At 52.0% G+C, this 8,787-nt stretch carries 10 protein-coding genes; 1 reads left to right on the top strand and 9 read right to left on the bottom strand.

Annotated features, from left to right (window positions below; translation table 11 throughout):
- Positions 1 to 39: 39 nt before the first annotated feature.
- From ACSZPU_RS20630 to ACSZPU_RS20615, 4 genes are all read right to left on the bottom strand, one after another.
- On the bottom strand, positions 40 to 561 hold the full coding sequence (locus tag ACSZPU_RS20630) for a PTS sugar transporter subunit IIB (RefSeq protein WP_499002677.1): 522 nt from the start codon (positions 559 to 561) through the stop codon (positions 40 to 42).
- Positions 561 to 968: a mannose/fructose/sorbose PTS transporter subunit IIA gene (locus ACSZPU_RS20625; RefSeq protein ID WP_499002675.1), complete on the bottom strand. Its 408-nt coding sequence runs from the start codon at positions 966 to 968 to the stop codon at positions 561 to 563. Before ACSZPU_RS20625 ends, ACSZPU_RS20630 begins: the two co-directional genes overlap by 1 nt.
- Before the next feature lie 9 nt (positions 969 to 977).
- Entirely contained in the window at positions 978 to 1,784 is an 807-nt protein-coding gene (locus ACSZPU_RS20620) for an SDR family oxidoreductase (RefSeq protein ID WP_499002673.1), read from the bottom strand.
- A gap of 67 nt (positions 1,785 to 1,851) precedes the next feature.
- Positions 1,852 to 2,799, bottom strand: a complete 948-nt coding sequence (locus ACSZPU_RS20615) for a sugar-binding transcriptional regulator (protein ID WP_499002670.1) — start codon at positions 2,797 to 2,799, stop codon at positions 1,852 to 1,854.
- Between the two features lie 347 nt (positions 2,800 to 3,146).
- Between ACSZPU_RS20615 and rluF the strand changes: the two genes are divergently transcribed.
- Positions 3,147 to 4,028 carry a 23S rRNA pseudouridine(2604) synthase RluF gene (rluF, locus tag ACSZPU_RS20610; RefSeq protein WP_499002667.1) on the top strand — a complete coding sequence of 294 codons (882 nt, stop codon included), beginning with the start codon at positions 3,147 to 3,149 and terminating at the stop codon, positions 4,026 to 4,028.
- Here rluF and ACSZPU_RS20605 read toward each other — a convergent pair.
- The 5 genes from ACSZPU_RS20605 to ACSZPU_RS20585 all read right to left on the bottom strand — a co-directional run bounded on the left by ACSZPU_RS20605 (position 4,025) and on the right by ACSZPU_RS20585 (position 8,471).
- Entirely contained in the window at positions 4,025 to 4,297 is a 273-nt protein-coding gene (locus ACSZPU_RS20605) for a YjbD family protein (RefSeq protein WP_499002665.1), read from the bottom strand. The genes rluF and ACSZPU_RS20605 overlap by 4 nt on opposite strands.
- Before the next feature lie 75 nt (positions 4,298 to 4,372).
- Positions 4,373 to 5,131: a DeoR/GlpR family DNA-binding transcription regulator gene (locus tag ACSZPU_RS20600; RefSeq protein WP_499002663.1), complete on the bottom strand. Its 759-nt coding sequence runs from the start codon at positions 5,129 to 5,131 to the stop codon at positions 4,373 to 4,375.
- Between the two features lie 52 nt (positions 5,132 to 5,183).
- Positions 5,184 to 5,984 carry a Cof-type HAD-IIB family hydrolase gene (locus ACSZPU_RS20595; protein WP_499002661.1) on the bottom strand — a complete coding sequence of 267 codons (801 nt, stop codon included), beginning with the start codon at positions 5,982 to 5,984 and terminating at the stop codon, positions 5,184 to 5,186.
- Between the two features lie 38 nt (positions 5,985 to 6,022).
- Entirely contained in the window at positions 6,023 to 6,862 is an 840-nt protein-coding gene (locus ACSZPU_RS20590; RefSeq protein ID WP_499002659.1) for a beta/alpha barrel domain-containing protein, read from the bottom strand.
- Between the two features lie 22 nt (positions 6,863 to 6,884).
- Positions 6,885 to 8,471, bottom strand: a complete 1,587-nt coding sequence (locus tag ACSZPU_RS20585) for a PTS sugar transporter (RefSeq protein WP_499002657.1) — start codon at positions 8,469 to 8,471, stop codon at positions 6,885 to 6,887.
- Positions 8,472 to 8,787: the final 316 nt, after the last annotated feature.

Raw genomic sequence — 8,787 nt, 5'->3', positions numbered from 1 at the left:
CTTATCGGTAGTTAACCCTTCCTCCTACACTCTCCACAATCATGTCCGAGCGTTGCACTTATTATCTGAATTCGCGACGGAGATTTCTTTTATTTTGTCGAGGATATTCACCGACGGATCGGAGGCCACGACGCGTAAATCTAATTTCACGCCAAGTTTATCCAGTTCGCGAAAGGCAGAAATATCCTCTTCATCCAGCGATACGGCTTTGGTTAATTGCGTTTTACCCGGTCGCCAGGCCATTCCGCCAATATTTAATGTGGCTATTTTGACCCCTTGTTTCACCATCGCTAATGCATCCTGCGGTCGGGTAAACAGGTAAAAAACGGTTTCATCCTGATATTGTGGGTTATGAAATACCGCGATGGCCTTTTCAATATTCACCACATTCACTTTCATCCCCGGCGGTGCTGCCTGGCGTAATAGCGTGCGGCGGACTTCGTCGTTATATACCTCGTCATTGCAGATAATAATGCGTTGCGCATTCGCGACTTTTGACCAGACGGTGGTCACCTGACCGTGGATAAGGCGGTCATCAATACGAGCCAGCGTAATATTCATCAGAAATCCTCTTCGGCGGTTTCCCGTTGTTGCCAGACCACGCATGTCTGACGGGCGATTGTCGTCAGGTGCGCACAGAGTTCATCGACGTTCATGCTTGCCTGGTTGTCGACCAGTTCAAGCGCCAGGGGCAGAGAGAGGCCGCTTATCACGCGCAGCTTCGGATTGCGCATCGCCAGCGTGGCGGCGGCATTCCACGGGCTGCCGCACTGTAGATCGACGGCAATCAACCATTCATTCTGTATGTGTGCGCTCACTAACTTTTGCAATTTATCGGCGATGTCACCGGCGTTCTCTCCGGGGACAAATTCCACGGCGGCCACGTTCACATCGCCATAGACCATCTGTACCGATTCCAGCATCGCGCAGGCCAGTCTGCCGTGGGCGCAAAAGATTGTATTGACCATTTCGCCTCCTTAACCGCGCGTTTTACCGCCCGCAATGTTAGTGGTTACTCCGGTAATGTAGCTGGCACGCTCAGACAGGAGATAACAAACAAAATCAGCGACTTCGGATAAGCGACCCGAGCGCCCAATCGGAATTGCGTTCTTGGTATAGCCGTCACGCAGCTGTTCCACGGTGATATTGCGCGTCCAGGCCAGCGCTTCTTCGTACTCCGGTGTGCGCAGCCCGGTTTTTTCCAGAATGCCCGGTGCGATACCCACCACGCGGATGCCATGTTTGCCCAGCTCTTTCGACCAGGAACGGGTAAAACTGTTGAGTGCTGCCTTGGTGGCAGCGTAGCAGCTTTGGCCTTCTGAACCTTCCAGCCCGCTTTCCGATGAGACATTCACAATGACGCCGTCATGTTGTTTAACCATCTGGCGTGCCACCGCCTGGGACATTAAGAACACCCCTTTCTGGTTGATATTGACCATTTTTTCAAAGGCGGCTTCGTTTAATTCATATTTCCCGGCCGGGGCTTTTTCGTCCACAAGCAGACGCGGGAAATTCACGCCAGCGTTATTGACCAGACCGTCAATACGGCCGAAGCGCTGAATAATTTCCTCCACGGTATGGGTGACATCTCCGGTGCTGGAAATATCCGTTGGCCAGAAATGATAATGATTATTTCCTTCGTGCTTACCTTCGCCGCCATGAATATCAGCCATCTGGACATTGGCGCCCTGGGCTAATAATTCCTCGACAATCGCCAGGCCAATACCTGATGCGCCGCCGGTGACGATAATAATTTTATCCTGCAGATTTAACCACGTTTGCATACCAGACTCCTGATTTTGGACAAGGGGATCCCCGCGCAAAATAATACGCTGTCTCCCGGCTAGAAACTTACTTCAACAATAATTCAGCGGTTTCGCGATTGGTCACCAGACAATTAATATATTTACCGTGCAATGCGCCGAGGATACCGCTGTATTTCGCCTCGCCCATCGCCACGCCGATGGAATAACGTGCCTGTTTTAAACGTTGCATCTCAATAGAGAGCGTTTTCGGGCTCATATTGGTTTCAACGGACGCGCCGTTAATATCGTAAAAGCGTGAACAGATATCCCCGGCAACATGGCGGGCGTTCAGATCATCGCTCTCTTCGCTGCCATAAAACGCATGCCAGTTCGCGCCGTCACGGATGGCCGGAGAACCGATACCGACCAGAGCGACATCCAGATTATCCCAGTACGCCGAAATGGCTTTATAGTGCTGCGATTGCATAATGCCATTGCGGATCAACTCGTTATCCAGCAGCGCCGGGAAATCAGCCAGATGGGACTCCCCTTTCAGCCGGGCCGCTGCGCTGTAGGTCAGCGTGTTCACGTGATAGCGGCTTTCGAGCTTGCCGGAAGGCCCACCGATAATCGGCACGCAAATCAGCTGTCGGGACTGGCTGGCGGGTGACAACCCTTCAATCAACGCCCGTACCGCGCGTCCCCAGGAAAAGCCGATGATATCGCCCGGCTCCAGCAGGCGTTCCAGCAGTTGCGCACCGTGCTGGCCTATCACGCTGAGCTGCTCCTCTTCTTGTTCGGCATCACTCGAGGCGACAACCACCTCTTTAAGGTCAAATTTCTGTTTTAACTGCTGCTCCAGCCACAAATTCTCGTTGTAGTCGTAATTGATGGCGATGGTGACGATCCCTTGTTCACGTCCGCGTTTGAGTAACCGACTGATGGTGGTGCGATAAATCCCCAGTTCGCGGGCGATTTGCACCTGTGTCATATCCTGCTCATAGTAAAGCTGGGCAATTTTTACGATCAGGCGGATATCGTCACTGTTTTCCATCGCTCTCCTCGAACCTTTGCACATTTGTGCAAACCACGATTTATGTTCCTTGATTTGATATAACCGCATGCAGGGGCATATTCAAAGGAATTTTGTTCTATTTCACAGCAAAGGGGTGAGGGAATATCTTGCACAAATGATTATGTGCGTGGCTGACGTCAGCACATTTGTGCGGTGGTATCTAAGTGGTTGATTCTGCTTTTGTTCGCCACACAAATTTGCATGCGCGATAAGTCGTCACTTTTGTGTAGAAAGACGCTTTGGATCACATTTAGCGCCGGGATGCGAGAAAGCGCAGATTTTCTTAGCCTTCTGATAAGATATATTTCGCTTTTACAGGAGAATTTATGCTGCCAGACTCATCAACCCGATTAAACAAATACATCAGCGAAAGCGGAATTTGCTCGCGCCGCGAAGCCGATCGCTTCATCGAACAGGGCAATGTCTTCCTTAATGGAAAACGCGCCACCATTGGCGACCAGGTGAAACCTGGCGATGTCGTGAAGGTAAACGGTCAGTTGATTGAGCCGCGCGAAGCAGAAGACCTGGTCTTTATCGCGCTGAATAAGCCCGTCGGCATTGTCAGTACCACGGAAGACGGCGAAAGAGACAACATTGTCGATTTTGTTAACCACAGTAAACGCGTCTTCCCGATTGGTCGTCTTGATAAAGACTCCCAGGGGCTGATTTTCCTTACCAACCATGGCGATCTGGTCAATAAAATCCTGCGTGCCGGTAACGATCACGAAAAAGAGTATCTGGTCACGGTGGATAAACCCGTCACGGACGAGTTTGTGCGTGGTATGGGCGCAGGCGTGCCGATTCTGGGGACGGTCACTAAGAAGTGCAAAGTCAAAAAAGAGGCGCCGTTTGTCTTCCGTATCACCTTGATTCAGGGGCTGAACCGACAGATTCGCCGTATGTGCGAGCACTTCGGCTATGAAGTGACTAGGCTTGAGCGTACGCGCATTATGAACGTGGGCCTGTCAGGTTTGCCACTGGGTGAATGGCGCGATCTGACCGATGACGAACTGATTGATCTGTTCAAGCTGATTGAGAATTCCAGCTCCGAAGCGAAACCGGCGAAGAAGGCGAAGCCTAAAACAGCAACGGCGGCCGTTGCGAAGAAACCGGCTGCCGGTGGGGCGAAAAACATGGCGAAAACGCCAGCAGAGATGGCGTCGCGTAAACGCTTTACCCAGCCGGGACGTAAGAAGAAGGGACGTTAACGCCTGCCGCGCGTCGAAGTATTGGCCGACCACGAGAAGGTGGTCGCTTCATCCGGTTTATAAGCCTGCTTTTTCTTCGTCTGGCGGGCTTTTTTGGCCTCTGCTTCACGCTCAACCATCAGATTATCGATGTACTCTTTTTTCACGCTGTTGGTTTCGGCGTTGGTCAGAACCCGTCCGTGCGCGATACGCGCGCGGTCAAGCAACGTTTTCAGTTCGCGCTGCTCGCGCTCGGTCATCTCTTTTTGGGTAATGCGGGGGAGTGCCATGTGGGTGCCCTCGGTCAGGAAGTGGATCCAGTGTAACGGTATTCTGCCGTGCGGATCCTTGTATTTTGCCTTATTTCACTTCGCGACAATCAATTTGCCGAAAAACTCTTCGGCGCGAAAGCCCGTTGCATTCACGCCTTTGTCGGTAATGATATGGTCGATCTCTTTGATGGAAGCGACGCGCATCACCCCTTCCTGACCAAATTTAGAGTGATCGGCGAGGATCACCGATTTCTTGCTCATCGCGATCATTGCTCTGGTGACATGGGCTTCATCAAAGCTTTTCACCACGATGCCGTGCTGAGGTGACACACCGCCTGCGCCAACGAAACAGAGGTCAGCATGAATGGTGTTGATTTGCTGGCAGACGGATACGCCGAGGTTGGCGCGGAAATGGTAGTCATATTCTCCGCCTAACACGTAAACCCTGGCCTGAGGATTGTGTTCCTTTATTTTTTCAGCAATCAACGCCGAGTTGGTAATAACGGTCAGGGCAAAAGGAGGCAGGTGTTCTGCAAGAATAAGATTGGTTGTGCAGGAGTCGATAAATACGGTGTCGTGTTCGGTAACCAGACTGGCTGCTATTTTCCCGATGGCGTTTTTTTCTTCCCGATGGGTATCCATTCGGGCAGCAAAAGCATCTTCCTGAACGACCTGTTTTTTTACCGCACCGCCGTGAATTTTAGTAATTTCACCGCTGGACTCCAGTAATGATAAATCCCGACGAATGGTTTCCGAGGTAACATTTAATTCTTCGGATAATTTAATAACCGTGACTTCACCGAATTTATTTAATTCGTCAAGAATATGCTTTCTTCGTTTTATCGGGTTCATGATGATCCACCGCCAGCCTCATGCTTTGGCGCATGGTAACTGGATGCGCAGATCAACGCAACCATTGCAGCGCTTGTGCGATCCCATCGTCTTCATGGCTTGCGACCACGCGTTGTGCCTGAAGCTTTACCGTCTGTGGCGCATTTCCCATTGCAAAGCTTGAACCTGCCACACAGAACATGGAAACGTCATTTTGTTGATCGCCAATCGCGGCCACCTGGTCGAGCGGAATGGCTAAATGGTGAATGAGATGTTGTATCGCACTGCCTTTATTCACATCCCGAGGTTGAATATCAATGTAATTACTGCCGGTAATGGTGGGGAGATATTCGGTAGGTAATAATTCGCACGCCGTTTTATGTAGCGTATAAATATCAGCGCTGTCGGCGACCAGCGTAATTTTATAAATATCGCTGCGGCTAACGATATTACCCGGTGCCATCTGCTTTAAGGGTAAGGCAAAAAGCTCAGTTTCATATTTCGTCCATGGAGATACAGCCTGATCGTAGCGATGGTATATGGCCTGCGAACTGAAATAGTGGTGCGCATAACGTGAAAGAGAAAGATGCTTGTCGATATCGTGCAGTGCATACTGCGACAGACAGGCGCTGTGGATAATTTGCTGCTGTGCCACATCGTAAATCTGCCCGCCGTTAAATCCTGCGCACCAGCCAAAGAACGCCAGTATTTCTTGCTGTTGCAGGAGTTGAATGATGGACGAGACCGGACGCGCAGAACACGCGGCGAGCAGGCCGCCGCGCTGGTGAAAATCGACCAGCGCCTGGCGCGTTTTCGCTGTGACATCATGCTGGCTGTTCAGTAGCGTGCCGTCGAGATCGGTAACAAAAAGCATCTTCCCTTCCCTGAAAAGGGGGCGAACCCCCTCTTAACTTAGTGTGCCATGAACGGTGCAACGGCTTCTTTGGCCGCGTTGCAGACCACGTTGTCGATGGCGGTGCCGACAACCAGAATATTCACGCCGGTATCCTTGAAGGCTTTTGCATTGGCGACGTTGATGCCACCTTCCGCAAGCGTTGGGACATCTACCGCATTGACCAGAGCACGTAAGCGGTCTTTGATGATTTGCGGAATATCACCGGCGGTGACGCCTTCATAGCTCATGCCGGTCATCAGGCCAATCATGTCCACGCCGATCTCTTGCATACGTTTAGCGACGCTGGCGACCTCTTCTGGCGTGCGCGCCGGAAGGCCAAAGGTGTGCAGGTCGTCCGGGTGACCAATATAGGCATCGACGGTCAGGCCATACTTGTGCGCCAGAGTCACAATATCCTGCAGGTCGTCCCAGTCGGATTTATGCGTATGCAGACCGTCAGCGCCCGCCTGGGCAATGGCCAGAATATCGTCTTCACCCAGCGGCACAGGCAGGATTTCGGTGAAACCGCCCGGAATGCCGACCGTAATGAAGATGTCGTCAGCGACAACGTTACGGACACCCTGCACGGCTTCGGCCATTTGGCCGTTAGAGATTTCGTGGCGAATTTGTTCCGCCGCATGCATGTTGCTTACGCCTTTGTGGCCACGGGCCAGTGCCAGTGCTGGGTGGTTCGGTTCGAGCAGCTTAACGCCTGCTTCGCACACCGCTTTGGCTAAACGCGCATCGTCACCCGTAATCCCGGTACTCAGGATGGTTTGCCCACCGTGTAACGCGATGGCATCGCGGACTTTTTGCAGCGCTTTGGCGCGTTTTTTATTCATATCGCCTTTAAACATGTTCTACCTCTGAGATGGATGATTATTGCGATGCCGCGACAGACTCTTTCTGTGCGACAGCTTTGAAACGGTTGGCAATGATGGTGCTGATACAGGTCAGGCCCATCACGGTAAGCATCACAATGGCCATTTCTAATGCGTTACTGGAGAGGAACGGGGAGGCGAAGGCCGGAACGTATGCCACGCCTTTCACATCGAAGAAGCCCAGCATCATGCCGCCCAGACCGGCCCAGATAATGGCGGAGGCGAACACCACTTTATTGGCGAACATAAAGGGGTAGGCGGATTCGACGAAGGTGCCAAAACCCAGATTAATGAGCAGACCCGGCGTGGCAACGGCGGCCTCGCTTTTTTCTCGCGGTGCGATGACGTTCGCGAGGTTGATGCCTGCGGCAACCATCACCAGACCGACCATATCGACTGCGCCGAGGAAGCTGACGCCGGATTTCTCCATTTCCAGCAGCACCAGCGGCAGGATCACGGCGTGATAAACCCCGCCCAGAATCGCAGGCCAGATAACCAACCCGGCCAGCAGCCCAGCCAGAATAGGGCTGAACGCGAGGGTACTTTCGATAGCCAGCTTGATGTAGTTACCTGCGGACAAAGCCAGTGGGCTCAACAGATAGTGCATTAGCAGCCCGGCAGCCAGACCCGAAATGCCGCCCGCCACGATGTTGACGGTGGTCATCGGGAAGCGCCAGTTGAGGCACAGTTCAAACAGCCAGCGGACGAAAATCCCGGCCATCACCCCGCCAAGGATACCGCCAATCAGGCCACCTTCCACTGAGAGCACACCAGCCACTACGCCCGCGACGATGGAGACTTCATCGAGCTCGGAAATTTGTTTGGCGGCCAGCACGGCGACCAGCACCGGGAGGCCTTTCAGCAGGATCTCAAAAATGTCATTGAGCTTTTCAAGGCCCGGAATATGGCTCAATGCCAGCACGATAGCCATAGCGATAAAGCCGGGTAAGGCCGGGATCATGATGCTGCGAATGTTGAAGCGCTTGAGCAGGCTTTTCCCGGAACCGGTTTGTGACGCCGAAGCACTGCCTAACTGCGGTTTGTATTTGATTCCCCAGTGTTTGCACAGTGAGGCCACAAAGGAGACCGCACGCGTCCGGCTGGTGGTTCCCGTTGTGCCCGATGTGGCCACCACGTTCGCCCCTTTTGCCGCAACCAGCGCCATCGAGGTTCCACCGGTGCCGACAATCGGGGTTTTCATCTCGACTGCCGCCTGAAAGACCGCTTTGTTGGCATTACCCGGATCGGCGCTCATCACCACGACCCCATCGATTTCGCCGTTGCGGATCATTTCCGCAATGTGGTTATCGCTTTCCACAACCGAGGCGTTCACTTCGGACAATTTGCCCTGGAAGATTTTTTGTGGTTTTTGTCGGTTTTCTATTGTTAATGCATAAACCGCAGCGGGCGTATCCGGCTTTGCCACATCCATGGAGGCGTCTGCGGCAATAAACTGCACCGCAGCGACCGTAACGCTGGCTGCCTCGCATTGCAGGTAAATTTCGTGGAGCAATTTTTCCGGGTCAGCTCCGCCGAGGTTGTAGAGGTTGCCCCCACTGCTTCCAATAATCGCAATATTCTTCATAGCGGCCTCAAGGTATGGTAATTATCTGTGTTGTAGTGGGACTATAATTCCAATCAAAACAAAACAAAGAAAAATAGAAGATCGCGTTGACTTGACATTAATTTCCTTTTTTTAAAATAATTAGATAATAAACAAGGTATTAAGTGATTGTTTGTTTTGTGTTGTATTTTGTGGTTTTGTGATGGGCGTCAAAAATAGACTGACAGGAAATGGATGGCGTGATGCCATCCATCCAGATGATTAGGCTGTGTCCCTTAATTGCATAACCTCTTGTAAAACAATCGGATGCAACCCAGCTTGACCATTGAAAGATAAT

It is taken from the genome of Phytobacter sp. V69, assembly GCF_965644215.1.
Lineage (GTDB): Bacteria > Pseudomonadota > Gammaproteobacteria > Enterobacterales > Enterobacteriaceae > Phytobacter.
This window is presented reverse-complemented; position numbering and strand designations above follow the sequence as displayed.

What these genes read in the sequence shown, in the direction of transcription:
- ACSZPU_RS20630 (WP_499002677.1), bottom strand. Translation starts at nt 561, where the DNA reads ATGAATATTACGCTGGCTCGTATTGATGACCGCCTTATCCACGGTCAG.
- ACSZPU_RS20585 (WP_499002657.1), bottom strand. Translation starts at nt 8,471, where the DNA reads ATGAAGAATATTGCGATTATTGGAAGCAGTGGGGGCAACCTCTACAAC.
- ACSZPU_RS20605 (WP_499002665.1), bottom strand. Translation starts at nt 4,297, where the DNA reads ATGGCACTCCCCCGCATTACCCAAAAAGAGATGACCGAGCGCGAGCAG.
- ACSZPU_RS20615 (WP_499002670.1), bottom strand. Translation starts at nt 2,799, where the DNA reads ATGGAAAACAGTGACGATATCCGCCTGATCGTAAAAATTGCCCAGCTT.
- ACSZPU_RS20600 (WP_499002663.1), bottom strand. Translation starts at nt 5,131, where the DNA reads ATGAACCCGATAAAACGAAGAAAGCATATTCTTGACGAATTAAATAAA.
- ACSZPU_RS20620 (WP_499002673.1), bottom strand. Translation starts at nt 1,784, where the DNA reads ATGCAAACGTGGTTAAATCTGCAGGATAAAATTATTATCGTCACCGGC.
- ACSZPU_RS20590 (WP_499002659.1), bottom strand. Translation starts at nt 6,862, where the DNA reads ATGTTTAAAGGCGATATGAATAAAAAACGCGCCAAAGCGCTGCAAAAA.
- ACSZPU_RS20625 (WP_499002675.1), bottom strand. Translation starts at nt 968, where the DNA reads ATGGTCAATACAATCTTTTGCGCCCACGGCAGACTGGCCTGCGCGATG.
- rluF (WP_499002667.1), top strand. Translation starts at nt 3,147, where the DNA reads ATGCTGCCAGACTCATCAACCCGATTAAACAAATACATCAGCGAAAGC.
- ACSZPU_RS20595 (WP_499002661.1), bottom strand. Translation starts at nt 5,984, where the DNA reads ATGCTTTTTGTTACCGATCTCGACGGCACGCTACTGAACAGCCAGCAT.